The sequence below is a fragment of the Streptomyces sp. NPDC059247 genome, assembly GCF_042754005.1.
In the GTDB taxonomy this organism is placed as follows: Bacteria; Actinomycetota; Actinomycetes; order Streptomycetales; family Streptomycetaceae; genus Streptomyces.
The window spans coordinates 112797-138248 of the sequence record NZ_JBHYZW010000013.1 but is presented as its reverse complement, the minus strand read 5'-3'; the positions used below and the strand labels follow the sequence as shown (position 1 = coordinate 138248).

The window sequence follows — 25452 nt, the reverse complement described above, 5'->3', positions numbered from 1 at the left end:
GCCGTACTCACCGGCGGGCCCGCCGAGGACGGATGCTCATGACGGATGACCGGAGTCTGCTGAAGGTCTACAGCGACCGCCGCTACACCCGTACGACGGTGGCGCGCCACCAGGGAACGGCCCTGGCTTTCGCGCTGGACGAGGACCGCAGAATCGTTTACACGGTGCTCGACCTGTCCACCCACGACGAGGCCAAGGGTGAGCTGGACGCCGCCTACTGGTCGGAGAACCCGGCCGAGTTACCGTTCCCGAACGAGATCGTCAAAGTCGGCTATGCCGTGGTCGGCGCGACCGCGATGCCCGTGGTCAAACGGGGTGGCCGGACCGAGGCCACGGGGGACGAACTGCTCGCCGCCGACGAGACGGACACCTTCCTGTCCTCCACCGCGCGCCTCACGGCCCCCGGCGCCCCTTTCCAGGTGATCTCGGACGGCACCCATGTCGTGGTGCTGCGCCAGGCCGTCGACGGTGACCACGCCGACGCGGTGCACGTCCTCACGGGCAAGGGCAGCTCCGGTGACGTGACCCGCACCGACTATGTGAAGGACACCGCGGGCGCGAAGACGCCGGTGGTGGACGCGACCCTGCTCGTCGACCGCTTCCTGCTGGTCGGCGGTGTGCTGAAGCCCGTCAACGAGGTCCGCTTCCGGCGCAGTCGGCACAGGACCGCCCCCGCGTCCGCCAAGGACAGCCTGGGCGCCACGGACATGGACGGCCGGCCCTTCTTCGAACCCACGCAGGAGCTGGCGTTCATCCGGAACCTGAAGGACGGCCGGTTCGCCGCCGTGCTCACCCCGACCTCGGTCCAGGGCCGCCAGCGCTGGCAGTTCTTCGCCCACAACGCCCTGACCAGCCGGATCGACTCGTTCAGCGTCGAGCAGGGCACCGAGGGCCTGTTCAACACCCAGGGCACCCGGTACTGGACCAGCCCCGACCCGGCCTACCGGGACTCCGTCTACGAACGCGCCCCGGGCGTCTGCCCCTTCACCCGGCGGGACTTGGTGCCGGTGGTGCCGGAGGCCCTGCACGCCGAGAGCGCGATCAGCTTTCCCGACAGTGTCAGCAACTGGATCGACTGCGGTGTCCCCGCGAAGGGGTTCGGCGACACGCCGTACGCGGTCGAGGCGTGGGTCAAGCCGGGCAGGATGGGCGGAGTGGTGGTGGGCCAGGCCGACTACGACTTCCAGAAGGGTTTCAAGCTCCGCGTCCACACCGACAAGACCGACCTGTACAGCGTCCCGACCGATGACCGGCATCTGACGCTCGAACACCCCACCGGTTCGGTGACCGCGAGGAACGCGCTCAAGAAGGGCGAGTACCACCACATCGCCGCCTCCTACGACGGGACGACCGCGACGCTCTACGTCGACGGGGAGAAGGCCGCGGAAGGGGCGCTGGCCAAGGCGCCCCCCGGCACGACCCGTCTCGCCATCAACAACAATTCCGCCACCGGGCGGGGCGGCAGCTACTCCGGCGTCGTGGACGAGGTACGGATCTGGAACCGGGCCCGCTCCCAGACCGAGCTGGCCGAGGAGCGGAGCTACCGTCTCATCGGCAACGAGGAGGGTCTGGCCGCCTACTACCGCTTCGACGAGGCGAGCGGGACGAAGGCCTACGACCAGAGCGACAGCGCCGCCCACGGCACCTTCACCGGCAGCATCTCCTGGGTGGCGTCCGAGGCGCCCATCGGCGACCACCCCGGCGTCCGCCGCGACAGCTTCACCCTCAGCGGGCAGGACGTCGTCTCCGGACTCGCCGCCGCCGTCTACTACCAGCAGGAACAACTGGCCTCCGGCCACGACCGCACCGTCCAGCCGGCCAAGCGGCAGGCGCGGGTGCTGCTGGCCTGCGCCACCCGGACAGCCGGGAGTTCCGCCGATCAGGCGAGCCTCGTCGCGGTCGACTTCGGAGTCGGTCTCGACGGCCGGCTGGCCCAGATCACCGATGTGGTCGCCCTCGCCGACATCGAGACCACGGATGTTCCCGCCGACACCGTCGACCAGCTGAAGCAGCGGATCACCACCCTCAAGAGCGAGGCAGACACCCTTCAGACGGAGATCGACGCGCTGCGGGCGGAGCGCGCGGCACTGGGGCCCGACCGCACCCTGCCGGCCGAACCCTGGGTGATCGACCTGCTCCGGCAGCAGGTGACTCTCATGCCCCAGGGCGGCTCGCTCGTGACCCTGGGAAGCGACGGCACCACCGCCGACGGCGCGCCGGTCACCACACTGAACCGGTCCTACGCGTGGCAGCTGCTGCCCGTGCCCGGCCCCCGGGGCGTGAGCCGGGTGGCCATCGTCGACCTCGGCGCGGACGGCTACCGGGTCGTGGAGCCGGAGAGCGACAACGCCGGCGCCAGGCTGCTGCTCAAGAAGCGCTCCTTCGGCCAGGCGCTGCCCGACAGTGCCCAGTGGGAGATCAGCAGCACCTACTCGCTGGAGCGCATGGCCCGGGGCTTCAAGAACGTCGCGAGCCAGCTGTGGCTGGGTGCCGGGACCCTGCAGTCCACCGAGGTCCGGATCGCCGTCTCCGATCTGCACCGGCCCGCGCCCGACGTGCTCAACTCCGAAAAGCGCGCGAGCGAGGCCCGCATCGACGGTCAGATCGCGTCCAAGGAGAGCGCGCTCAGCGCCAAGGGCTTCTCCCTCGACCAGGCCAGGGCCGATCTCGCCCGGCTCACCGACGGCGCCCAGGGGGCCGCGGACGTCACCCTCGCGGTGCCGCTCCTCGGCGTCGACGCGAGCGGTCTCAGCACCACGGGCGCCCTGCTCGGCTTCGCCAAGACGGCCTCCACCCCCTTCCTGCTGGACAGCGCGGCGGGCCGGGTGGCCCTCTACTACCAGGGCTCCGACGAGCAGTTCTACGCCGCCTACCTGGACACCACCACCGTCCGCTCGACCCAGCGGCTCTCCGGGACGGACGGCACCCTGCTGTTCACCGCCCGCGATCCCGCCGTCAACCTCGCCAAGAACACCACGATCATCACCACCGCCGGATCCGTGAGCGGCCTGTGCACCCTGACCATCACCCGGGGCACCGAGACCGAGACCTTCCGGGACGTGCCCCGCCGCGCCGCCGACCTCGCGGCCGTCGTCAACGGGGTCCAGGACGAACCCGTACGGATCGGCGTGGTCAGGAGCGTGTCGGGCACCACGCTCACGCTCGCGAACGGCACTCCGGTGGACCTGACCGACACCCACTATCTGAGCATCGGCGCCACTTCCCACCGGGTCGCCGCCGCCGTGAAGGCCGGGCAGCTCACGGTGACCCTGGCCACCGCCCCGGGCGCCGCCGCCGTCGCGGACACCCCCGTCTCCCTGGTGCGCTACGACACGGCCCTGGCCGCCGCGTCCCGACCCGGCGTCTCCCTGGAGCGCGGCTCCCGCTGGATCGTCGTCAGCGCGAAGAGCCTGGAGACCCTGGCCCCCTTCGCCACGGCCGACGGGACGACCCCCGGCCACGGCCCCCGCTGGCGCGGCGACTCACCCGGCCGGGCCCTCTCCTTCGACGGCACGGCCCAGCGGCTCTCCCTGCCGAGGACCCTGCTCACCCAGGTCGCGGTCGCGGCCGGGGATCTCACTGTGGAGCTGTGGGCCAAACCCGAGAGCAACGCCAGGGCGGTCCGTCGGCGCCTCGTCCAGCTGGAGTCCGGCGAGACGAAGGCCGCGCTGATGCTGCTGGCGGCCCCGCCCGGCATGACCCTGACCGGCAGTCAGGCGATGAGTATCGACAACGGCCATCCCGCGGCGAACAGCGACTTCACCATCGAGTGCTGGATCAAGCGGGGCGCCAACCGAACGGCGACGGCCGACACCCTCGTCTCCTGCGGGGCCAGCGGGCTCACCTTCGGTTTCACCTCCGCCGGAGCCTTCTCCTTCTCCTTCGGCACGGGGAGCTCCGCCCAGACGCTCACCACCACCGGGACCTGGTCCGACACCGACTGGCACCACTGGGCGGCCACCTTCAACGCGACCACCAAGGTCCAGATCGTCTACCGGGACGGCGCCGAGGTCGGCCGCCGCACCGCGACCACGGCCCCCACCCCGGTCGGCCCCCTCATCGTCGGGCGCACCGACCAGGGCGGACAGAACTTCTTCGTCGGACAGTTCGCCGAACTCCGGACCTGGAACACGGCCCGCTCCTCCGAGGAGATCACGCGGCTCAAAGACCTGCCCGCGGCGGGGAACGAGCAGGGCCTCACCGGTGCCTGGGGTTACGAGAAGGGCTCGACGGCCGTCGCCTCGGGCGCGCTCGCCCTCGTGGACCGCTCCACCTCCCAGCGGCACGGCGGCGTCTGGGGCGACCCCGCCGTCTGCGACTCCCCCCTCGGCCACCGGGTGGTCGCCAAGGTCGGCGACCAGACCCGGCTCGGCGACCAGCGCCTGCCGCTGGGACAGTGGACCCATCTGGCCGCCGTGTACGAGCAGTCCTGGGGGCTCCGCTTCGACGGCTCCTCCTGGGCGGAGACCCAGGACGCCGACCAGCTGGACCTGACCGAGGACCTCACCATCGAGGTCTTCGCCACCGTCGACGCCCTCGGTGCCCGCCAGGGCCTGATCTCCAAGGGGCGGCTCGGCGACAGCACGGGCACGGTCCCGTACCAGCTCTCCGTCCTGGCCGACGGAAAGCTGGAGTTCGCCTTCGAGGAACCCGGCCCCGTACTGCGCCGCTACACCTCCGCCGAGGCCATCACCGCGGGCTTCCACCGCCTCGCCGTGGTCCGCCGCAGCGGCAGGTCCACCGAGGAGATCAAGGGCACCAAGGAGATCACCTACAAGGACGCGGACGGCAAGGAGAAGAAGCAGACCGTCGACGTGATCGACCGGGTGGACACCAAGACCTGGGACGACATCCTCTTCGTCGTGGACGGCAAGGAGATCGGAACCGGCCGCTACACCGGCCCCGGCCCCCAGGGCAACGACGGCACCCTGGACATCGGCCGCGTCCGCGACAGCACCGACACCGCCTCACTGACCGGCAGCATCGGCGAGATCCGCCTCTGGGGCAAGGCCCGCGACACCCTCCAGCTCGGCACCCCGCTCCACCCCCGCGACGAGGGCCTGATCGCCCGCTGGAGCTTCGAGGAGAACGAGGGCAGCACCACCGACGACCCGGCCGGCGGCCACACCCTGCGACTGCGCGGCGCCCGCTGGACCACCGACCCCGACCCCCAGGCCAGTACCTTCCGTCTCCACCGCGACGGCCGCCCCCTCCCCTCCACCGCCGTGACCACCGCGTCGCTCCAGGGCTGGAGCGGCAACCAGCTCACCCTCGGCGCCATCAACACCGGCGGCACCACCCACGCCGAGTTCTTCCACGGCACCCTCGAAGAGGTACGCGTCTGGCAGACCGCCCGCACCGAGGAACAACTCCTCGACAACCTCTTCACCCGGATCAAGGGCGACAAGAAGGACCTGCTCGGCTACTGGCCCTTCGACAGCGCCTCCACCACCGCCGACGCCGCGACCGTGGCCGACCACTCGCTGCGCGGCAACGACCTCGCCCTGGGCACCGGCACCGACCGGCCCACCGTCACCACCTCCTCCGCACCGGTCTCCACCGACACCGCGGCCGTCCGCTCCGCCCTCACCGGCATCACCTCCCCCTTCCACCAGAAGATCTCCGCACCGCCCGCGGTCACCGAGTACGCCGACCTCCAGTACACCCCGACCGGCGAGACGTACGGCGTCCTCAAGCGCTGCTACAGCCACCTCAAGGACGGCGTCTGGAGCCTCACCACCGGATACAAGGTCGGCGACCTGACCAGCGAATGGGTCGGCCAGGTCCAGTACGATCCGCAGCTCATCGGCTACATCGAGGGCGCACCGCCGGTCCCGTCCGAGAACCTCACCCGCACGACCACCACCACCGAGCCCGCAGGCTGCTCCAGCGTCACCTTCGAGCAGGCGGACTCCGTCACCTCCTCGCTCTCCTCCTCCCGGGAACGCAGCGTCGACAGCAGCTTCAGCTTCGCGGCGGGCTTCGAGATCGACGAGAACGTCCTGATGATCTCGGCGCCACTGGGCATCGGCACCGCCGAACCCGCCGCCTCCGTCGCCCTGCGGGCCCGCGCCGGCGGCACCGTGGAATTCTCCAACGCCTGGACGGACGAGACCTCGCTCTCCCAGGGCACCACCACCGAACGGGCCACCACCGCCACCCTCACCGGCTACTGGGAGGCCAAGGGCAGCGAGCGCAACACGACCATCGGCGCGCGATACGTCCCCACCAACCAGGGGTACGCCCTCGTGCAGTCCGAGACCGCCGACGTCTACGCCCTCCGGCTCGCCCACTCCGGCACCCTCGTCGCCTACCGGATGATGCCCAACCCGGACATCCCCCGGGACTGGAACATCCTCACCTTCCCCATCAACCCCCAGTACACCAAGCAGGGCACCCTCGACGGAGCCGTCGGCTTCGACGCCAAGGGCGCCAAGGTCTTCGACACCGCCTACCCCAACGCCGGCCAGTACGGCGAGTACAGCTACTTCAAGCCCCGTGAGGCGTACGCCCTCAAGCGCCGCATCCTCCGCGAACGCCAGGAACTGGAGAGCTACTACAACGCCGTCTCCACCGAGACCCACGACCCCGACCCCACCCACGACCTCGCCGCCCGGGTGCTGAACTCCGCCATCGGCGCCACCCCGGCCACCCCCGCGAAGGGCGAGCCCACCCGGACCCGGGACGCCTTCGCCAACCGGAACATCGCCAACACCTACGTCTGGACCGCGGACGGCGGCTTCTTCGCCGAGACCACCAGCACCGTCGACGTCGTCACCCAGACCACCGGCGGCTCCTACAGCCTCTCCGGCTCCGTCACCAGCTCCCTGGAGGTCGACTTCGAGGTCTTCGGCGTCGGCTCCGGCGTCCAGTTCGACGGCTCCGTCGGCGGCGGGACGACCACCACCCGCCACCGCTCCAAGGAGGCCACCCGCACCCACAGCCTCAGCGTCGCCTGCACCCCCACCAACGACCTCCAGAAGTACGACGAAAAGGGCAGTCCGGTCGAGCTGAACGGCACGCCAGTCCTCGCCCCCGGCAAGGTCGACGCCTACCGGTTCATGACCTTCTACCTGGGCCAGGACAGCGCCCACTTCGACGACTTCTACAACAAGGTCGCCGACCCCACCTGGCTCGCCGACAGCGCCGAGGCCAACGCCACGGCCCTCCGCCAGGCCCGCCAGTCGGACCACAAACCCCCCTGCTGGCGGATCCTGCACCGGGTCACCTACATCTCCCGCATCCTCCCGCCCATCCCCCCGGACGGCGCACCCCCGGTCGACACGGTGCTGAAAGAACTCGACATCCCCAGCAACTACGAACTCATCCGCCGCCTCGACCCCTACGTCCGCACCGCCACCACCAGCCAGGCCCACCTCGCCACAGCCACCCGAACCGCCCTCACCGCCCACCTGCCCCAACTGCTCCCACACGCGGACTCGATCATCACCTTCCTGACCGACTACTACGGCATCACGGAGTAGCCGCCTGCCGCCGGGCCGGACCCCGGCCCGGCGGCACGGTGATGCCCACCCCGGGCGACAAGCGCGCCGGATCGGCGACAGTAGTGCTGTACGAACGCCCGCTGGATCAAGCGGGCGCGGGTGCCGGAGGCAGCGCCGCGAGCTTTCTCCAGCGGGGCGTCGGCGGCGACCGGGTCCGCCGGGTTCTCGCGCCGACAGACCTGGCCGGGGTGGTGCAGCGCCCCGTCAGGGTTCGCGCTCAGGTCGACGAGCAGACCGCAGCCGACGAACCGCCGCGCGACGAACGCGGTCACGTACGCCTTCTCGCCGTACGCGGTGGGGTTGGGGGTGTCGCCGACCGCTTCGGCGATCCGGTCCGCCGCCGCGCTCCGCTGATGGGCGAGATGGGCATCGCGGCCCGGACGGCGTCGGTGTCCAGCGCCCACAGCGGCCCGCGACCACCGGGAGGGCGGGAGGTCCGGGGCGGGGACGAGGCCAGTACGCGCCCCGTCCGGGTCTCCTTTGGACGGGGCGTTCGGTTCTGCGGGCCAGGTCAGTGCCAGGTGGCGTCCTCGATCTGGAACCTGCCGGGGGTGGCGCCCTTGACGAACCGGAGTTGGTCGTTCTCGATGATCAGGGGCCTGCCGTTCTCCTTGGTGCCCTGCCAGATCTCGTAGTAGGGGCCGATGTCGTAGAACGTGGTCCCGTCGACCTTGCTTCCCTGGGAGGTCACCCAGCCCTCGATGGAGTCGATCCACAGGTCCTTGAGGTGGCCGCCGGAGGTGATCTGGAGGTAGCCACCCCAGTTGCCGTCCTCCTCCCAGCCGCCGTCGGCGACCTTCACCCACAGCAGCTGGTGCTGGGCCCGGGTGGTGGCGACGTGGTCGATGTTGTCGAACATCGTCTTCTTGTTGTTCCACAACACCCTGTCCGCGACTTCGTTGACGCCGAAGCGGGCGCCGTCCTTGAACCGCACGGTGTTGAAGGCGTCGCGGGCCGGGCGGTACTTGGTGTCGGGGAGGGTGGCCCTGGAGGTCACGATGCCGTAGACCTCCCACGCGAAGTCGCGGAGGTTCTTCTCGTTTCCGGCGCGGAAGGTCTCGCGCAGGTAGTCCTTGAACGCGTTCTCGTCGATGATGCTGTCGTCCTGGACGCGCTGGACGATCTCCCGCAGTCCCTCGCGCGTGACGGTCGCCGGGGCCGGTGTGTCGTCCCCGGTGGGGACGCCGTCGGGGACCTCGATGGCCAGGGAGTAGTTCTTCGCCGGTGCCTTCAGCGTCTTGGTGATCAGGGCGTCGATGCGGGCCTGCTTGCCGGCCTCGTGCTCGGCCTCAATCTTCGCGATCTCCGCCGCGTCGAACGTCTTCTCCGTATCGGGCGCCTTCGGGTCGTGGAAGATCAGGAAGCTGGTCGTGCGCAGGTAGCCCATGGGGCGGTCCTCCCGGGTCAGCAGTTCGTTGCGGCGGGTAGACGCTAGGTGATCAACGGCGTGCCGATGCCGTGACGAGCCGTACTCAGCCGATCGGATGACGGGGTCGCGAACGGCTTGACGTGCGACGGCAGCTGAGGATGCGCCCACACCTGTTCGGCGGCCTCCCGCCGCACCTGCCTGCCCGCCGGAGCGGGCAGCCCGGCGACCTCGTGCCCTCTCGTCTCCTCGGCCCTTCCGGCTCAGGCGCCGACGTCGAACGTGATGGAGCGGTCGTCCATGTCCACCGTGCTGTCGTCCCCGCTGAACTGGAAGCCACCGGTCTTGACCGCGCCGGTCAGAGCGACGGTGTAGCGGCCGGCCGGCAGGCCGGCAAGGGCGTACTCACGGGTGAAGGACATGGGGTAGGGCGGCTTCACTCCCTTCGCCGTGATCTCCTCGGTGCTGATCACCACTCCGTCGGAACCGGTCAGGGTCAGCGTCCCGGTCACCCGCGGAACGGCGCGGTCGACCAGACCGTGCTTCTCCTTGATCCAGGTCCCGAAGTCGAGAATGGATGTCCCGTCCTTGAAGTACGACGTGGCGTCGAGTGTGACCACGGCCTTCTGGTAGTCGTCCCCGTCCCAGCCCAGGACCAGGGACAGCCGGAAGTCCACCCTGCTGGAGGCGGATTTGCGGACGGAGTCGCCGGATTCCGGACTGGCGAAGGACTTGAACACCTCCGGGTCCTCCAGCTTCGTGCCGGTGTTGATCCAGCTGATCGCGCCGAGAGCGCCGGGCTTCCACGCGTGCAGGTAGGGGACCGAACCGATCTTCCGGCGGCGGGCCGTGCCGGGCAGGTGAGTGCGCCCGTCGTCGTCCCGGACCCGGGCATACACGGCTGCGGTGGCCTGCTTCTCGAGTTCCTCGACCGCGCCGTTGGCTTCTTCCCGCTGCTCGTCGGTGAGCTCCGCCTGGTCGTCGACGGTGAGGCTGAGGACCCTGTCGTCCCCGTCGGTCGTGAACACCCAGCGCGCGGGAAGCGTCTGGGTGAACGGGGCGTACTTCATGGCCCCGGCCAAGGTCAGGCCGTCGTCGCTCTGGGCAGCCACCGCCAGCAGCGCCTCGGAGGACATCAGCTGCTTGATCCCGCCGCTCTGCCGGAGCGCCTTCACGGTGAAGGAGAAACCGCGATGAACGGTGTGATGCATGATTTCACCGTCCCGGGTGTTCAGTGCGTAGACGAAGGCACGCACGGCCTGCTGCGTCAGATCCTCGACGGCGAGCATCGTTGGCATCCTTTCATCGAACTAATCTCATTTATATGGAGTGCGTGGAATGTCCCAGCTGGCCAGTCCTTAGCAGCGGGCCAAGCAATCCACCGATCCGGTGTCGCAAGGCAAGACGAAGGCCCCGGGCGTCACGACACCCCGGAGCCTCCACCTCACTGACCTTCCAGCTCAACGACGGGCCAGGCAAGGTGTCACGCCCAGCTTCCGCCTCCGGGCCTCGCGCCATGGGCACGGCTCCTCTGACCCAAGCGCCGCCCGTCCCGGAGGTGCGCGCTCCGCTCACGCCCGGCGGCCGGGCAGGGGACGGTTGCCGACCTGCGGCCGGGTGGTGTTCCAAGACCACAGGCCCGGGGTGTGACTTCTTCGGCATCAGCCGGAGCGGTTCCAGCTCCGGCTATGTGCCGCCGACGTTCGGGAGCGTCGACGCCGGGGAGCGGCACGGATTCCCGGGCGACGGCGCGGTGGGACAGCGGCCCCTCTCGGGCGACGGGCTGTTGATCGCGTACAAGGTGTGGGAAGAGGACAACGGCGGCAGCGCGCCGTGGAGGCGATCGGCGTCGCCCTCCAGAAGACACAGCAACCCCTGTTCACGCCGCTCCAGTACGACGGGCGTCTCCTCACGTCGGCGTGAGGTGACGAGTCCCATGACTACGTCGGTGGCGGGACTTCGTTCCTTGACAGCGGGTTCATAGCGGGGTCGCGAGGGCCGCTGGCTCCGCATGTCTTCGAGGAAACGATCGACGGGACCGGCCGGGGCGAGGCCCGTATCCGTGTGGCGACTCGTGGATGCCGGGGCATACCGCGGCCCCGCTCCAAGGTGGTCGACCAGAACAGCGACAAAGCCCTCACCGTGCACGGGGGCACGGTCGACGACGGCGCCGACACCGACCGGTGGAACTACCGGAACAAGCCCAACCAGCACTGGCTGATCGAGAGAATCCGACCACCCTCCGCACCCAGTCCGTCGAAAGCCCGGCCTGACAACACCCGCCGGGGACCCCACAGCGAGACGTTCGGCATCACGGCGAACCCACGGTGCACGGACCACCGAGTGTCGGCGTGGACATGGCGCGTTGCACAAAGCGCTCAGCTGCGGATACGTGGATGCGCCACGGTTGCGGCAGGCGCTGGCCGCACCTTTCCCGCTGTGTACGGGCCCGATGGCCGGATTGGCGTTCTGGGCAGCGGCGGGCGGGCTTCCTACTGTGTGGCGGACGTGTCCACAGGTCCGTCCCGGGCGAGGGCCGACGACGGCCCCGCCCAGTGGCGGGACCGTAGACGGAGCAAGGGGATTACATGGCACAGTTCCGCGACCTCGACGAGACGCACCAGGCACCGGACGGCGAGCTGTACATCGCCCTGGCGTCCCATCCCACGCTGGTGTGGGACATGCCGCGCTTGTCCACCGCACCCGGCATCGCCCCGATCATCTACACCCGCAACAACGGTGCGAACCAGCGGTGGCGCTTCGAAGTCGACCACCACGGCACCAAGTACACGTTCTTCCGGATCGTCAACGTCCACAGCGGTCTGGCCCTGGCCGTCCAGCCGGACGGCACGATCACCCAGCAGCCCCACGCGGCAGCCGGTCAGCCGGAGGGACGTCGGCAGATGTGGGCCATGGGCTACCCCGGCTTCGCCGGGAGCACCTTCGACCCGGCCAAGCCCGCCCAGCCACACCCCACCGGCTCCCCGGGCACCCGTCTGCGCATCCTCGAACACGGCCCCGTCGACGCGACCCCCGCCGCCTCCGGCACCCCGATCGCCCTCAGCGGGTGGACAGCCTTCGAAACCGGCTGGACGTTCACCGCCGCGCCCTGAACCCCCTCCCCGTTTCCCTCCATCCGTCCGGGCGCACCGGGGCCGAGGCAGAGCCGACCCTGAGGTGCTCCCGGGCGGGCCCGTCCGCCACGAGATCTGGCACCCGCCCGGTCAGCCCTCGGGCCGCGCCTTCCTCGTAGGCCCGGTTCGTACGGCTCATCAGCAGTCGACGGCCCTGGTCCGGATGTTGATACCGACCGGGTGTGCGGCGAACCGGCCGGACCCGTCGCCCGGGAACGGCCGGTTCGCCGCTTGCGGGCCCCGTATCTGACCGTCACGCTCCGAAACGGTCGCACTCCGAGGGGGTGCAACGTCGTACGGGGGTGGCGGCATGACGGTGCGCGAGACCGGCCGGTTCGGGCGGATGGTGGCGTCGGTGCTGGGAGCCGTACTGGCGGCGGCCGGAATGGTCGGCGGTGGGGCAGGGCAGGCGTCCGCGATCGTGGGCGGGACGGACGCCCCGGCGGGCGCGTACCCGTACCAGGTCTCATTGCAGTACCAGGGCTCCACCGGCTGGCGACACAGCTGCGGCGGGTCGATCATCGACCGGCAGTGGGTCCTGACCGCCGCCCACTGCCTGGAAGGCAGGGCCGCCAACCGACTGCGGGTCGCGGCCGGGTCGAACACCCTCGACCCCGCCGGCGTGATCTACCCGGCGCAGGAGTACCGCCTGCACGAGAACTACGACGGCAACGCCGCCGGCAATCCCAACGACATCGCCGTGCTGAAACTCGCCGCCCCGATCATCTACACCCCGCAGATCCAGCCGATCGCCCTGCCCGCGCTCCCCGACCTGCTCGGCGGCACCGCGGTCCTGACCGGCTGGGGGCACACCACCGCCAACGGCACCTCGTCGAACACCCTCCGGCAGGCCACCGCCACCGTCCTGCCCCTGAGCGAGTGCCAACTACGCTGGTACGGCCAGAACATCAACCTCACGCACATCTGCACCTACGACAAGGGTTCCGGCATCTCCGCGTGCGAAGGCGACAGCGGCGGCCCCCTCACCCAGAACGGCCGGGTCATCGGCATCATCAGCTGGGGCCACTCCACGTGCAGCGGCACCTACCCGTCGGTCCACACCAACGTCGGCGCCTACCGGACCTGGATCACCGGCAAGACCGGCATCTGACCCGCACACACCCCACCCGCCCCGCCCCGCCCCGCCGTACCACCGCAACACCCCGAAGCCCCGATCGCCGTGACGAACACGACCTCCTGGTGGGTGGTGGCCACCCGCACATCCTCGACTGGTCGTGGGCTGCCCAAGGGCCCCCGGTCGATCCGGCGCTGTGGGCCGTCCGTCCCGAGTGTCCGCTTCGTGAAGCGGAAGGTGTGCTCCTACGTGATCTCGCGAGTCGTTGCGCGCCACGCGCCAGCCCCACGCACCGCCCCGCCCCAGCGGGACTGCCGCTTCGGCTTCAACCGATCGGCTCCGAACAGCCCCGCGACAGGCGCACCACACCAGTTCTCGACTACACCTCCACCGGCGGGCCCCGTCACCCGATACTGGTTCGCGTATTTGCACGAGAACTCCCAGGTCCGCTCAACGCATTCCGGTGAAGTGTCAGAAAAGTCAGCGAGCGTTCCGCCGAGGAGCGCCCCGAACCGCCGCGAAGCACCCAGATCGACAAACGATGAAACCTGCTCTGAACTGCAAGAACGCAGCTCATGGGCCAGTCTGGCTAACCTGCCGAGGAGAGACAGTTGAGGATGCTCATCAACGTTCCCGAGACCGTCGTCGCCGACGCCCTGCGGGGAATGGCCGCCGCGCATCCCGAGCTGAACGTGGACGTGGAGCGGCGGATCGTGGTGCGGCGGGACGCGCCCGTGGCCGGTCAGGTCGCGCTGGTGTCCGGCGGGGGGTCCGGGCACGAGCCCCTGCACGGCGGGTTCGTGGGACCCGGGATGCTCACCGCCACCTGCCCCGGCGAGGTCTTCACGTCCCCCGTTCCGGACCAGATCGTCCGGGCCGCGGCGGCGGTCGACAGCGGCGCCGGGGTGCTGTTCGTCGTCAAGAACTACACCGGTGACGTGCTGAACTTCGAGATGGCGGCGGAACTCGCCGAGGACGAGGGCATCCAGGTCGCCCGGGTCCTCGTCGACGACGACGTCGCCGTGACCGACAGCCTCTACACGGCGGGGCGGCGCGGCACCGGCGCCACCCTGTTCGTGGAGAAGATCGCGGGCGCGGCGGCCGAGGAGGGCGCGCCCCTGGAGCGGGTCGAGTCGATCGCCCGCCGGGTCAACGCGCGTTCCCGTTCCTTCGGCGTGGCCCTGAGCGCCTGCACGACGCCCGCCAAGGGCAGCCCCACCTTCGACCTCCCGGCGGGCGAACTCGAACTCGGGGTCGGCATCCACGGCGAACCCGGGCGGGAGCGGCGGCCGATGATGACCTCCCGGGAGATCGCGGACTTCACCGTGGACGCCGTCCTCGACGACCTCCGCCCCACCGGTCCGGTGATCGCTCTGGTGAACGGGATGGGCGCGACCCCGCTCCTGGAGCTGTACGGGTTCAACGCCGAGGTCCAGCGGGTCCTCGGCGAGCGGCGGGTGCCGGTGGCCCGGACGCTGGTCGGGAACTACGTGACCTCGCTCGACATGGCGGGCTGCTCGGTGACCCTGTGCGAGATGGACGAGGAACTGCTCCGGCTGTGGGACGCGCCCGTGCGGACGCCCGCGCTGCGCTGGGGCCGGTGAGACGAGGGATGGGACGGATGGACGACATGACGGAGACCTTCGGCGCGGACTTCCTGGTGCGCTGGCTCACCGCCGCCGCCGGGGTCGTGGACCGCGAGGCGGACCGGCTCACCGAGCTGGACTCGGCCATCGGCGACGCCGACCACGGGGCCAACCTCAGGCGCGGGTTCGCCGCCGTGACGGCGACGCTGGCGAAGGAGCCGCCCCGGACACCGGGCGCGGTGCTCACCACCGCCGGGCGGGAGCTGATCTCGACGGTCGGCGGCGCCGCGGGGCCGCTGTACGGCACGTTGCTGCGGCGTACCGGCAAGACGCTGGGCGAGGGGGCGCGGGTCACCCGGCAGGAACTGGCGGAGGCCCTCGGTTCCGGGGTGACGGCGGTGTCCCAGCTGGGGGGCGCGCAGGTCGGCGACAAGACGATGCTGGACGCGCTGGTACCGGCCGTGGACGGGCTGCGGGAGTCGTTCGCTGCGGCCCGCGCCGCCGCCGAGGCGGGCGCCCTCGCGACCGTGCCGCTACGGGCCCGTAAGGGCAGGGCGAGCTATCTGGGCGAGCGGTCGGAGGGGCACCAGGATCCGGGGGCGACGTCCTCGGCGCTGCTGTTCGCGGCCCTGGACGAGACCGCGCGGACCCCGCGCGCCGGGGCGGCGTCATGAGCGCGGGAAGCGGCGCGGGGCCCGTCGGCATCGTGCTCGTCTCGCACAGCGCCGCCGTCGCGTCGGCGGTGGCCGAGCTGGCGCGGGGCCTCGCCGGAGGTGGGGACCTCGCTCCGGTGGCCCCGGCGGGCGGGACCCCGGACGGCGGTCTGGGAACCAGCGCGGAGCTGATCCGGAAGGCGGCGGAGTCCGTGGACCGGGGGGCCGGGGTCGCGGTCCTGGTCGACCTGGGGAGCGCGGTGCTCACGGTCAAGGCGCTGCTCGCCGAGGGCGACGAACTGCCCGGAGGGACCCGGCTGGTGGACGCGCCGTTCGTCGAGGGCGCGGTCGCGGCCGTGGTGACGGCGAGCGTCGGCGGCGACCTCGACGCGGTGACGGCGGCGGCGTCGGAGGCGTACACCTACCGCAAGCAGTGAGGGCCCGCCGGGTGCGGGGCGAGCCCGCGAGGCGGATGCGGGGCGCCCCCTTCGAGGCGCGCGCCTCGTTAGCCGTCGGCGGGTAGGGCGGCGACACGCACGGACCGCACGGCGGCGCCCGCGAGCGGGGCGGCGTGCCCCCTTCGTGGCGCGCCTCGCCGGTCGTCGGCGGGGTGGGCTGTGGCCGACGGTGCGGGGGTCACGGACCACGGCTTACGGACCACGGCTTACGGGCCGGGGCCTGCGGCTCGGGGCCCACCGGTCGGGGCCCATCGGTCCGCCGCCCCGAACACCCGAAGAAGCCACCGGTCCGGGGGCCGTACCCGGGGGGCGCCGCCCGGACACCCGGAGAAGCCACCGGTCCCGGGGCCGTACGGGTTCACCGCCCGAACACCCGGCCCGGGGCCATACCGGGTTCGCCGCCCAAGGCCCCTCAGGGGTCCCAGCCACCCAGCACCCCCGAGGCCCCCAAGCCGTGCGGGCCACCGCCGCCGGACGCGTACCGGCCCTGTGGCGGCCCCCGATGCTACCGAGTAGTAGATGTCACTCCCGGAAAGTTCTGCAACTAGTTGCATAACGAGAGGGGGTCCCCTAGAACTGAGGGCGACGATCCCGCGCGAGGAGGCGCCCCATGACCCCGTACCCGCACCTGCTCAGCCCGCTCGACCTCGGTTTCACCACCCTGCCCAACCGGGTGATCATGGGGTCGATGCACGTCGGCCTCGAAGAGACCGAGGGCGGCTTCGCGCGCATGGCCGCCTTCTACGCCGAGCGCGCCCGGGGCGGCGCGGGCCTCATCGTCACCGGCGGCATCGCGCCCAACGAGGCCGGACGCCCCTGGGACGGCGGCGCCAAGCTCACCACCGCCGAAGAGGTCGCCGAGCACCGGACCGTCACCGACGCCGTCCACGAGGCCGGCGGCCGGATCGCGATGCAGATCCTGCACTTCGGCCGGTACGCGTACCACCCCGGGCTCGTCGCCCCCAGCGCCCTCAAGGCCCCCATCAGCCCCTTCGTACCGAACGAGCTGACCGATGCCGAGGTCGAGCGGACCGTCGAGGACTACGCCCGCTGCGCCGCGCTGGCCCGGGAGGCCGGGTACGACGGCGTCGAGGTGATGGGCTCCGAGGGCTATCTGATCAACGAGTTCATCGCCGCCGCGACCAACCACCGGACCGACCGCTGGGGCGGCTCCTACGAGAACCGCGTCCGCTTCCCCCTGGAGATCGTCCGCCGGGTCCGCGAGCGGGTCGGCCCGGACTTCATCCTCGTCTACCGCCTCTCCATGCTCGACCTCGTGCCCGGCGGCTCCACCCTGGAGGAGGTCGTCCGGCTCGCCCAGGAGATCGAGGCCGCCGGGGCCACCCTGATCAACACCGGCATCGGCTGGCACGAGGCCCGCATCCCCACCATCGCCACCTCCGTGCCGCGCGGCGCCTACACCTGGGTGACGAAGAAGCTGATGGGCGCGGTCTCCGTACCGCTCGTCACCAGCAACCGCATCAACACCCCCGAGGTCGCCGAGGAGATCCTCGCCGACGGCCGCGCCGACCTGGTCTCGCTGGCCCGCCCCTTCCTCGCCGACCCCGGCTTCGTCGCGAAGGCGGCGGCCGACCGGGCCGACACCATCAACACCTGCATCGGCTGCAACCAGGCCTGCCTGGACCACACCTTCAACCTGAAGATCACCTCCTGCCTGGTCAACCCGCGCGCCTGCCACGAGACCGAACTGGTCCTCTCCCCCACCCGCCGCGCCAAGCGGATCGCCGTCGTCGGCGCGGGACCCGCCGGGCTCGCCTGCGCGGTGTCGGCGGCCGAACGCGGCCACTCCGTGACCCTGTTCGACGCGGCGGCCGAGATCGGCGGCCAGCTCAACATCGCCAAGCGGGTCCCCGGCAAGGAGGAGTTCGACGAGACGCTGCGCTACTTCCGCGTCCAGCTCGCCGAGCACGGCGTCGAGGTGCGCCTCGGCGCCCCCGTCACCGCCGCCGACCTGGACGGCCACGACGAGGTCGTCGTCGCCACCGGCGTCGCGCCCCGCACCCCCGCCATCCCGGGCGTCGACCACCCCAGCGTCCTCAGCTACCTGGACGTGCTGAGGGACGGCGCGCCCGTCGGCGAGCGGGTCGCGGTCATCGGCGCGGGCGGCATCGGCTTCGACGTCGCCGCGTTCCTCACCGACGGCGGCGAGGGCGCGAGCCAGGACCCCGAGACGTACTTCCGGCAGTGGGGCGTGGACACCTCGTACGAGAACCGGGGCGGTCTGCGCACCCCCGAGCGCGGCGCGGCGCCGCGCCGGGTGCACCTGCTCCAGCGCAAGGAGTCCAAGGTCGGCGCGGGTCTCGGCAAGACCACCGGCTGGATCCACCGCACCGAACTCAAGCACCGGGGCGTGACGATGGTCGCGGGCGTCACGTACGACCGGATCGACGACGAGGGACTGCACCTCACCGTCGACGGGAGGGCTCAGCTCCTCCCGGTCGACACGGTGGTGCTCTGCGCGGGCCAGGAACCGCGCCGCGACCTGTACGAGGAGCTGGTGGCGGCGGGCCGTACGGCGCACCTGATCGGCGGCGCGGACGTCGCCGCCGAACTGGACGCCAAGCGGGCCATCGACCAGGGCACCCGGCTCGCGGCCACCCTGTGAGCCGTACGGACCGCCCGTTCCGGGGGCGCGGGAGGTTCCGCGCCCCCGCGCGCCGGGCGACGCGGCCCGGCCGGGGCCGTCCGGACCCGGCCTAGGATGCGGCCATGTCCCTGCCGCACGCGATCCTCACCGCGCTGCTGGAGAAGCCGTCCTCCGGTCTCGAACTGACGCGACGCTTCGACCGGTCGATCGGCTACTTCTGGTCGGCCACGCACCAGCAGATCTACCGCGAACTCGGCCGGCTGGAGCGGGCGGGACACATCCGCGCCCTGCCCGCCCCGGTGCCGGTACGGGGACGGCGCAAGGAGTACGAGGTGCTGCCCGAGGGCCGCGCCGAGCTGAGCGCCTGGGTCGCGACCGCCGAGGACCCCAGGCCGATGCGGGCCGCCCTGCTGCTGCGGATGCGGGCGGCGGCCGTGGTCGGCGCGGCCGGGCTCCGGGCCGAGCTGTCCCGTCATCTCGCCTTGCACCAGGCACAGTTGGCCGAGTACCTGGAGATCGAGGTGCGGGACTTCCCGGTGGAGCGTCGGGGGACGGAACCCGACCGGCTGCGCCATCTCGTGCTGCGGGGCGGGATCGAGACGGAGCGCTTCTGGGTGGAGTGGCTGACGGGCGCCCTGGGGGAACTCGGGGCGGAATGAGCCCGGGGAGGCCGACCGATAGCACGGTGTTATGGCCGGACGGGATTACCCGGCGGCCTCCCGCGAGAAGAGTCTGGTTCCACTGTCCCCACCCCCACGGGCGGCGCTTCCGCGCGCCGTCGGAGACGAGGAACCTTGCGCATTCACCGCATCTGGGCGTCCGCCGCGGCCGGAGCGCTCTCCGTGCTCGCCCTGCTGGCCCCCACCGCGACCGCCGCGCCCGACGACGGACCGGCCGGTGCCACGGGCCAGAGCGTCCGGCCCATCATCGGCGGCGGCTACGCCTCCAGCGGCCCGTGGGCCGCCCGTCTGTACTCCCAGGGCAGGGAGACCTGTTCTGCGACGATCATCGCCCCCACCTGGATCCTGACCGCCAAGCACTGCGTCAGCGGCGGCGGGCTCTCCTTCCGCATCGGCAGCCTGGACCAGTTCAGCGGCGGAACCGTCGCCAACGGCGCCCAGACCTACACGCACAGCTCGGACCTGGCGCTCGTGCGCCTCGACCGGTCCGTGTCGACGACCTACTCCCCGCTCGGCCAGCCGGGCTCGGTGAGCGTCGGGCAGGGCGTCCAGGTGTACGGCTGGGGTGCCACGTCCCAGTGCGGCTCCGAGATCAACTGCCAGTCCCGGTACCTGAAGGTCGCCCAGGTGACGGTGACCGGCGGCTGCACCGACGCCTACGGCGGTTCGGCGATCTGCGCCCGGCGCGGCGACGGCATCACCGCGGGCGGCGACTCGGGCGGTCCGATGATGGCCTCCGGCATACAGGTCGGGGTGGCGTCGACGAGCGACCGCCAGACGACCACCGCGTACACCAACGTGACGGCCTACCGCTCCTGGATCCGGTCGATCGCCGGAGTCTGATCAGGAGGTCCGTCCCGGGGTCCGTCCCGGCCGGGGCCCGTCCCCGCAGCGGGCGGGCCCCGGTTCCGCGCCCCGCTCCGGGGCCGGTCGGGGCGGCCGAAACCGTGCGGTCACGCCCGCCGCACCGGTGCCGGAGCACGACGGGGCACGTACCGCCGTGGATACTGGGCGGCGGGGAGTCCACGACACGAAAGGGCGGGTATGACCGACGACTTGGGGCATCGCGCGACACGTCACGCGGTGGTCATCGGGGGAAGTCTCGCCGGGCTGCTGGCCGCCCGGGTCCTCGCCGAACACGCGGAGAAGGTGACCGTCGTCGAGCGCGACCGCTTCCCGGAGGGGCCGGAGTCACGGGCCGGGGTCCCGCAGGGACGGCATCTGCACGTGCTGATCCACGGCGGGCAGCGGGCGCTCGACGAACTGCTGCCGGGGTTCACCGACGAGCTGCGGGAGCTCGGTGCCCCGAAGGTGGGCATCCCGCAGGACATGATCCAGTGGCAGGCCGGCCGGTGGTTCCGCCGCTCGTCCGCGAGCTCGCACTTCTACAGCGGTCCGCGCCCTCAGCTGGAGTGGCTGGTGCGGCGGCGGGTGTCGGCCGACCCCCGGATCGAACTGCTCGACGGCACCGAGACCGTGGGCCTGGTCGGCGACTCCACCCGGGTCCGGGGCGTACGGCTGCGGACGCGTGGCGCGGGCGGCGACAAGGAGACCCGTACGCTCGCCGCCGATCTGGTGGTGGACGCGTCCGGGCGGTCCACGAAGGCGGCCGACTGGCTGGCGGGCATCGGCGCCGAGGCGCCGCACGAGGAGACCCTCGACACCGGTCTCGCGTACGGCACGCGCGTGTACCGCGTCCCCGCCGGGGAGACCGGAACCGACACCGTCGGCTACAACGTCGTGCCCAACCCCTCGCAGGTGTACGGCGGTGTCGTGCTGCCGCTCGGCGACGGACGGCACCTCGTCACCCTCTCGGGCCTGCGCGGCGACGAACCTCCCACCCAGGAGGGGGCGTTCGAGGAGTACGCGAAGCGGCTCCCCCACCCGCTGATCAGCGACTGGCTGGCTCGGGCCGAACCGGAGTCCCCGGTGTACGGCTTCCGCAGCACCGCCAACATCCGGCGCAGGTACGACCGTCCGGGGCGGCGCCCGGCCGGGTTCCTCGCCACCGGGGACGCGCTCTGCGCCTTCAACCCGGTCTACGGGCAGGGGATGGCCGTCGCCGCGATCACGGCGGTCGCGCTGCGCCGGGCGCTCGCGGACCGGAGGCGCGTCCCGACCACCCGGCGGGTGCAGCGCGCGCTGCTCGCCGCCTCGCGGCAGGCGTGGGACATCTCGGCAGGGGCGGACAAGAAGATGCCCGGCGCGACGGGCGACGCGGCCCGTTCGGGGACGCTCGACAAGGCCGTCGGCTGGTATCTGGCCCGGGTCCAGGAACGGGCGGCGGGCGATCCGGTGGTCGGGAATTCGTTCCGGGAGGCGCTGACCCTGGCCGGACCCCTGACGGGGCTCTTCGCCCCCTCGGTGGCCCGCGCGGTGCTGTTCGGCCCGGCGTCCCCGACCCCGACGGAACCACCACTGCACCGGGAGACCTGAGGGAGCGGGCCCGCAGGGCCCCTCCGGGCCGGGCCGGTCGGACCCGGTCGCCCCGCCCCGGCGGGCCCGTCAGCCCGCTGGTGCGGCCGTGACCACGCCCGCCGCTATCGCCGCGCCGAGGGCGGCGTAGTCGTCGGCGTTCTGGCCCGCGTAGGCGAGGGCGAAGTCGGCCACGGCGCGGTCGAAGACGTCCGAGCCGCCCAGGTAGCCCGCGACGGCGACGCGGTCGCCGGAACGGGCGTGGGCGCGGGCCAGGGCGCGCCCGCAGAGCCGCGCGTACTCCCGCAGCGTGGCCGGTGACATGGTCTCGACCTCCGCCGAGCCCTTCATGTCGCGCAGTTGGCGCCAGTAGAAGTGCCGTCGTTCGGGGCCCGTCATCCAGCCGAGGAAGATGTCGCTGGCCGCCTGGGTGAGGCGCTGGCCGTGGACGACCCGCCGTCCCTGATGGGGGTAGGGGGCCGGGCCGAGGTAGGGCTCCAGGACGGACGGCACGGCTTCCTTGATCTGGAGGACGAGCGGGTCGCCGGGGTCGCGTCCTTCGAGGAGGAGGACGAAGCAGCGGGTGCCGACGCTGCCGACGCCGACGACCTTGCGGGCGGCGTCGAGGAAGCGGTAGCGGTCGAGGAGGACGCGGCGCTCCTCGGAGAGGGAACTGCGGTAGTCGCTGAAGATCTTGCCGAGGGTGACCCGGTCGAGGTCCGTGGTGCGTTCGAGGAGCGGCGGGTCCTCGACGAAGTGGTGGGTGCCGTCCGCGTCGGGGGCGGTCAGCTTGGCGAGCGCGTGGAGGCTGGTGCGGCGCCGGGCACGGGCGAGACGGTCGGCGACCCGGGGGCGTTCCTCACGTCGGACCAGGTGGACGAGGTCGTCGGCGTCGATCCGTTCGTACCAGACGGCGAGTTCGCCGAGTCCGGAGAGGCGGCGCATATGGGTCCGGTAGGACTCGGTGGCGAGGAGGGCGGCGCGGTGGGCCCCCGCCTTGGCGCTGCCGTTCTGGAGGGCGGCGACGGCGACGCTGGCGGCGAGCCGTTTCACGTCCCATTCGAAGGGGCCGGGGAGCGTCTCGTCGAAGTCGTTCACGTCGAAGAGGAGCGTCCGTTCGGGGGAGGCGTAGACCCCGAAGTTCAGGAGGTGGGCGTCGCCGCAGAGCTGGACGGTGAGTCCGGTGTGGCGGGGCGCGGCGAGGTCGGCGGCCATGACGGCGGCGGCGCCGCGCAGGAAGGCGAAGGGGGAGGCGGCCATCCGGGCGTACCGGAGGGGTACGAGGTCGGGCAGCCGGTCGGTGCACTGCTGTGCGAGGACGTCGAGGGGGTCGGGGCGCTGGGAGCTGGGTATCCAGCGGCCGTGGGAGGATCGGGGGACTCGTCGACGGGCTTCCTTGCCCCGTGCGGCGCGTTCCGACGGCGTCGTCATCCGGCCTCACCCGCCTTCGCCTCGGCGCGGTCCCTTGGCCCGCCACCTGCTACCTCATTACACGGTGCGACGCTCCTTTCGGCCACTCTGCCGGACCGGCCTAGCTAAATGGTTTAGACCAATGATAGGAATTGCTCACACAATCGACCCATGTGGTCACACAGAGCGAAGAAAGGTTTGATCATGGCCGAGCCCGATTCCGAGGCGGCGGTCCCGCCGCTCTACCTCCGGGTTGCCGCCTCGCTGCGCGAGGACCTCGCCGACCGGCGCATCGTCCCCGGCAGCAGGCTCCCTTCGGAGCGCTCCCTGTCCCAGCGGTACCACGTCAACCGGCAGACCGTGCGCAGCGCGCTGCAACTCCTGCGGGAGGAAAGGCTGGTGGTCACGGACCGACGAGGCACGTTCGCCGCGGGCGGGGCGGAGAGCCAGGAGGCCGTCCCGTCCCTGACGGCCCGTCGGCCGACCTTCCCGGGCGGTCCGCGCGCGGCGGAGGCCCTGGTCCGGGCCTCGCTGACCTGGGAGACACCGCCCGCGCCACTGGCCCCGAGGCTGCTGCTCACCCCGGGTGAGCCGACCCTCGTGCACCGGCACGTGGTGCTCGGACCTCAGGGCAACGCGCTCCAGCGGGCGGTGTCCTGGTTCTCCCGGCCCGCCCTCACCGAGATCCCGCAGCTGTCCCGCTACCGGCGCGGACGGGACTACCGCCAGCAGCCGGACCTGCGGCTGCTGTACCACTGGATGCACCAGGCGGGGCTGCGGATCACCCACCGGGAGTCGGTCGGCGTTCCGCCGGGTCCCATGACGACGACGGCCGGCGGCGCGGCTCGGCTGGTCGTCCACCGGGTGGTGTCGGACCAGCACGGGCACGCGCTGGAGATCACGGACATCGACTGCTGTTCGTCCCGTTCGGCCTCCTGGACGTACGAGTTCAGCGCCTGACGGTGTTCCCGCTCCCGTCCGTGGGGGGAACGCGGACGGGACATGGGCCCGGTGTCAGACGATGCCCTCGGCGATCTCGGCCTCCTCGCGGGCCGTGCCGTAGGCCGTCGGGGTGCCGTACGAGCGGCGGGCGACGTACCACCAGACGCTGGCCAGGACGAGGACGACGGCCAGCGCGATCACGGCGTAGTTCATGCTGTCGACCGTCACGGGGGACTTCTGCGGCAGGCAGAACAGCACGGTCACCAGCGCCACCCAGACCACGGCGGTCCAGCCGATCGGCTTGCTCCAGCGGCCCAGGCTCCACGGGCCGGGCGTGAACCGGTCTCCGGCGCGCAGCCGCAGATAGATCGGGATGGCGTAGGCGGGGGTGATGCCGATGACGTTGATCGCGGTCACGGCGCCGTAGGCGGTGGCCGAGTACAGCGAGGGGACGGCGAGCAGCGCGGCCACGGCCACCGAGAGCCAGACGGCGGGGACCGGGGTCTGGGTGCGGTTGCTGATCTTCCGCCAGATCGCGGAGCCGGGCAGGGCGTTGTCGCGGCTGAAGGCGAAGACCATGCGGCTGGCGGCGGCGACCTCGGCGTTGCCGCAGAAGAGCTGGGCGACGATGACCACGAGGAGCAGCGCGGTGGCGCCGCCGGTGCCGAGCGCGTCCAGGAAGATCTGGGCGGGCGGGACGCCAGTGGCGCTGTTCTGCGTGGCGGTGTAGTCCTGGATGGCGAAGGTCAGCCCGGCGAGCAGGGCGAATCCGGCGATCCAGGAGACCCAGATGGCCCGCACGATGCCCTTGGCGGCGGTGACGGAGGCGTTGGAGGTCTCCTCGGAGAGGTGGGCCGAGGCGTCGTAGCCGGAGAAGGTGTACTGGGCGAGCAGCAGTCCGATGGCGGCGACGTAGAAGGGGTTCGCCCATCCGGTGTCGTTGACGAACTCGGTGAACACGAAGTCGACGGACTGGTGGTGGTCGGGGATGAACGCGAGGGCGCCGACGATGACGGCGACGCCCGCGAGGTGCCACCAGACGCTGATCGAGTTCAGGACGCTGACCAGACGCACCCCGAAGAGGTTCAGGGTGGCGTGGAGCAGCAGGATCGCCAGGAAGATGAGGAAGGTGGACTCCGGGGTGGGCACGAAGCCCCACTGGAGGTTGAGGAACGCCCCCGTGAAGAGCGCGGCGCCGTAGTCGATGCCCGCGATGGCACCGAGCAGACCGAGCAGATTCAGCCAGCCCGTGTACCAGCCCCAGCGGCGCCCGCCGAGCCGGTCGGCCATGTAGTAGAGCGCGCCCGAGGTCGGATAGGCGCTGGTGACCTCGGCGAGGGCGAGGCCGACGCAGAGCACGAAGAGACCGACGCCCGCCCAGCCCCAGAGCATCACGGCGGGCCCGCCGGTGCCCAGACCGAAGCCGTACAGGGTCATGCAGCCGGAGAGGACGGAGATGACCGAGAAGCTGATGGCGAAGTTGCCGAAACCGCCCATCCGGCGGGCCAGGACGGGCTGGTAGCCGAGCTCCCTGAGCCGCGCCTCCTCGTCATGGACGGGTGGGGGCGTGCGTATGGCGTCGGGCGCTGCGGTGCGGGGCATCGGTTCCTCCGGGGACGG

The 25452-nt window shown here is 71.7% G+C and carries 16 protein-coding genes; 11 read left to right on the top strand and 5 right to left on the bottom strand.

What is annotated here, in order from left to right; all coding sequences use genetic code 11:
- Positions 1 to 38: 38 nt before the first annotated feature.
- Positions 39 to 7484: a LamG-like jellyroll fold domain-containing protein gene (locus tag ACFXGN_RS22905; protein WP_384862184.1), complete on the top strand. Its 7446-nt coding sequence runs from the start codon at positions 39 to 41 to the stop codon at positions 7482 to 7484.
- On the opposite strand, the gene ACFXGN_RS22900 is transcribed toward ACFXGN_RS22905, so the two are convergent.
- The 3 genes from ACFXGN_RS22900 to ACFXGN_RS22890 form a co-directional block, all read right to left on the bottom strand.
- Complete coding sequence (locus ACFXGN_RS22900; RefSeq protein ID WP_384862182.1) at positions 7466 to 7909, bottom strand: hypothetical protein; 444 nt, start codon at positions 7907 to 7909, stop codon at positions 7466 to 7468. The genes ACFXGN_RS22905 and ACFXGN_RS22900 overlap by 19 nt on opposite strands.
- 107 nt (positions 7910 to 8016) lie before the next feature.
- Positions 8017 to 8892, bottom strand: coding sequence for a hypothetical protein (locus tag ACFXGN_RS22895; RefSeq protein ID WP_384862179.1), 876 nt, complete (start codon positions 8890 to 8892; stop codon positions 8017 to 8019).
- Between the two features lie 242 nt (positions 8893 to 9134).
- On the bottom strand, positions 9135 to 10169 hold the full coding sequence (locus tag ACFXGN_RS22890; protein WP_384862176.1) for a hypothetical protein: 1035 nt from the start codon (positions 10167 to 10169) through the stop codon (positions 9135 to 9137).
- A gap of 1290 nt (positions 10170 to 11459) precedes the next feature.
- On the opposite strand from ACFXGN_RS22890, the gene ACFXGN_RS22885 reads away from it, so the two are divergent.
- From ACFXGN_RS22885 to ACFXGN_RS22845, 9 genes are all read left to right on the top strand, one after another.
- Positions 11460 to 11984, top strand: coding sequence for an RICIN domain-containing protein (locus ACFXGN_RS22885; RefSeq protein WP_384862174.1), 525 nt, complete (start codon positions 11460 to 11462; stop codon positions 11982 to 11984).
- A 331-nt stretch (positions 11985 to 12315) separates the two neighbouring features.
- Positions 12316 to 13116, top strand: coding sequence for a serine protease (locus tag ACFXGN_RS22880; protein WP_384862171.1), 801 nt, complete (start codon positions 12316 to 12318; stop codon positions 13114 to 13116).
- Positions 13117 to 13691: 575 nt separating this feature from the next.
- The gene (gene dhaK / locus ACFXGN_RS22875; RefSeq protein ID WP_384862168.1) at positions 13692 to 14684 is read left to right on the top strand and encodes a dihydroxyacetone kinase subunit DhaK; all 993 of its coding nucleotides are present in this window, start codon (positions 13692 to 13694) and stop codon (positions 14682 to 14684) included.
- A gap of 26 nt (positions 14685 to 14710) precedes the next feature.
- On the top strand, positions 14711 to 15340 hold the full coding sequence (dhaL, locus tag ACFXGN_RS22870; protein WP_384862342.1) for a dihydroxyacetone kinase subunit DhaL: 630 nt from the start codon (positions 14711 to 14713) through the stop codon (positions 15338 to 15340).
- A complete protein-coding gene (gene dhaM / locus ACFXGN_RS22865; RefSeq protein WP_384862165.1) occupies positions 15337 to 15756 on the top strand; it encodes a dihydroxyacetone kinase phosphoryl donor subunit DhaM in 420 nt (139 codons plus the stop codon). Before dhaL ends, dhaM begins: the two co-directional genes overlap by 4 nt.
- A 631-nt stretch (positions 15757 to 16387) precedes the next feature.
- Entirely contained in the window at positions 16388 to 18403 is a 2016-nt protein-coding gene (locus ACFXGN_RS22860) for an FAD-dependent oxidoreductase (RefSeq protein WP_384862163.1), read from the top strand.
- Positions 18404 to 18507: 104 nt separating this feature from the next.
- Positions 18508 to 19044, top strand: coding sequence for a PadR family transcriptional regulator (locus ACFXGN_RS22855; RefSeq protein ID WP_384862160.1), 537 nt, complete (start codon positions 18508 to 18510; stop codon positions 19042 to 19044).
- A gap of 135 nt (positions 19045 to 19179) precedes the next feature.
- Positions 19180 to 19908, top strand: a complete 729-nt coding sequence (locus tag ACFXGN_RS22850) for a S1 family peptidase (protein ID WP_384862157.1) — start codon at positions 19180 to 19182, stop codon at positions 19906 to 19908.
- A 201-nt stretch (positions 19909 to 20109) separates the two neighbouring features.
- Positions 20110 to 21501, top strand: a complete 1392-nt coding sequence (locus tag ACFXGN_RS22845; protein ID WP_384862154.1) for an FAD-dependent oxidoreductase — start codon at positions 20110 to 20112, stop codon at positions 21499 to 21501.
- A gap of 69 nt (positions 21502 to 21570) precedes the next feature.
- Here the strand turns inward: ACFXGN_RS22845 and ACFXGN_RS22840 are convergent, their stop codons facing one another.
- Positions 21571 to 22911: a DUF2252 domain-containing protein gene (locus ACFXGN_RS22840; RefSeq protein WP_384862151.1), complete on the bottom strand. Its 1341-nt coding sequence runs from the start codon at positions 22909 to 22911 to the stop codon at positions 21571 to 21573.
- A gap of 183 nt (positions 22912 to 23094) precedes the next feature.
- On the opposite strand from ACFXGN_RS22840, the gene ACFXGN_RS22835 reads away from it, so the two are divergent.
- Positions 23095 to 23850, top strand: a complete 756-nt coding sequence (locus ACFXGN_RS22835) for a GntR family transcriptional regulator (RefSeq protein ID WP_384862148.1) — start codon at positions 23095 to 23097, stop codon at positions 23848 to 23850.
- Between the two features lie 54 nt (positions 23851 to 23904).
- Here the strand turns inward: ACFXGN_RS22835 and ACFXGN_RS22830 are convergent, their stop codons facing one another.
- Positions 23905 to 25434, bottom strand: a complete 1530-nt coding sequence (locus ACFXGN_RS22830) for an amino acid permease (protein ID WP_366444482.1) — start codon at positions 25432 to 25434, stop codon at positions 23905 to 23907.
- Positions 25435 to 25452 lie beyond the last annotated feature (18 nt).

Coding starts and splice junctions, on each gene's coding strand:
- ACFXGN_RS22885 (WP_384862174.1), top strand. CDS start 11,460: ATGGCACAGTTCCGCGACCTCGACGAGACGCACCAGGCACCGGACGGC.
- ACFXGN_RS22840 (WP_384862151.1), bottom strand. CDS start 22,911: ATGACGACGCCGTCGGAACGCGCCGCACGGGGCAAGGAAGCCCGTCGA.
- ACFXGN_RS22845 (WP_384862154.1), top strand. CDS start 20,110: ATGACCGACGACTTGGGGCATCGCGCGACACGTCACGCGGTGGTCATC.
- ACFXGN_RS22835 (WP_384862148.1), top strand. CDS start 23,095: ATGGCCGAGCCCGATTCCGAGGCGGCGGTCCCGCCGCTCTACCTCCGG.
- ACFXGN_RS22895 (WP_384862179.1), bottom strand. CDS start 8,892: ATGGGCTACCTGCGCACGACCAGCTTCCTGATCTTCCACGACCCGAAG.
- ACFXGN_RS22860 (WP_384862163.1), top strand. CDS start 16,388: ATGACCCCGTACCCGCACCTGCTCAGCCCGCTCGACCTCGGTTTCACC.
- ACFXGN_RS22830 (WP_366444482.1), bottom strand. CDS start 25,434: ATGCCCCGCACCGCAGCGCCCGACGCCATACGCACGCCCCCACCCGTC.
- ACFXGN_RS22855 (WP_384862160.1), top strand. CDS start 18,508: ATGTCCCTGCCGCACGCGATCCTCACCGCGCTGCTGGAGAAGCCGTCC.
- ACFXGN_RS22890 (WP_384862176.1), bottom strand. CDS start 10,169: ATGCCAACGATGCTCGCCGTCGAGGATCTGACGCAGCAGGCCGTGCGT.
- ACFXGN_RS22905 (WP_384862184.1), top strand. CDS start 39: ATGACGGATGACCGGAGTCTGCTGAAGGTCTACAGCGACCGCCGCTAC.
- ACFXGN_RS22880 (WP_384862171.1), top strand. CDS start 12,316: ATGACGGTGCGCGAGACCGGCCGGTTCGGGCGGATGGTGGCGTCGGTG.
- dhaM (WP_384862165.1), top strand. CDS start 15,337: ATGAGCGCGGGAAGCGGCGCGGGGCCCGTCGGCATCGTGCTCGTCTCG.
- dhaL (WP_384862342.1), top strand. CDS start 14,711: ATGACGGAGACCTTCGGCGCGGACTTCCTGGTGCGCTGGCTCACCGCC.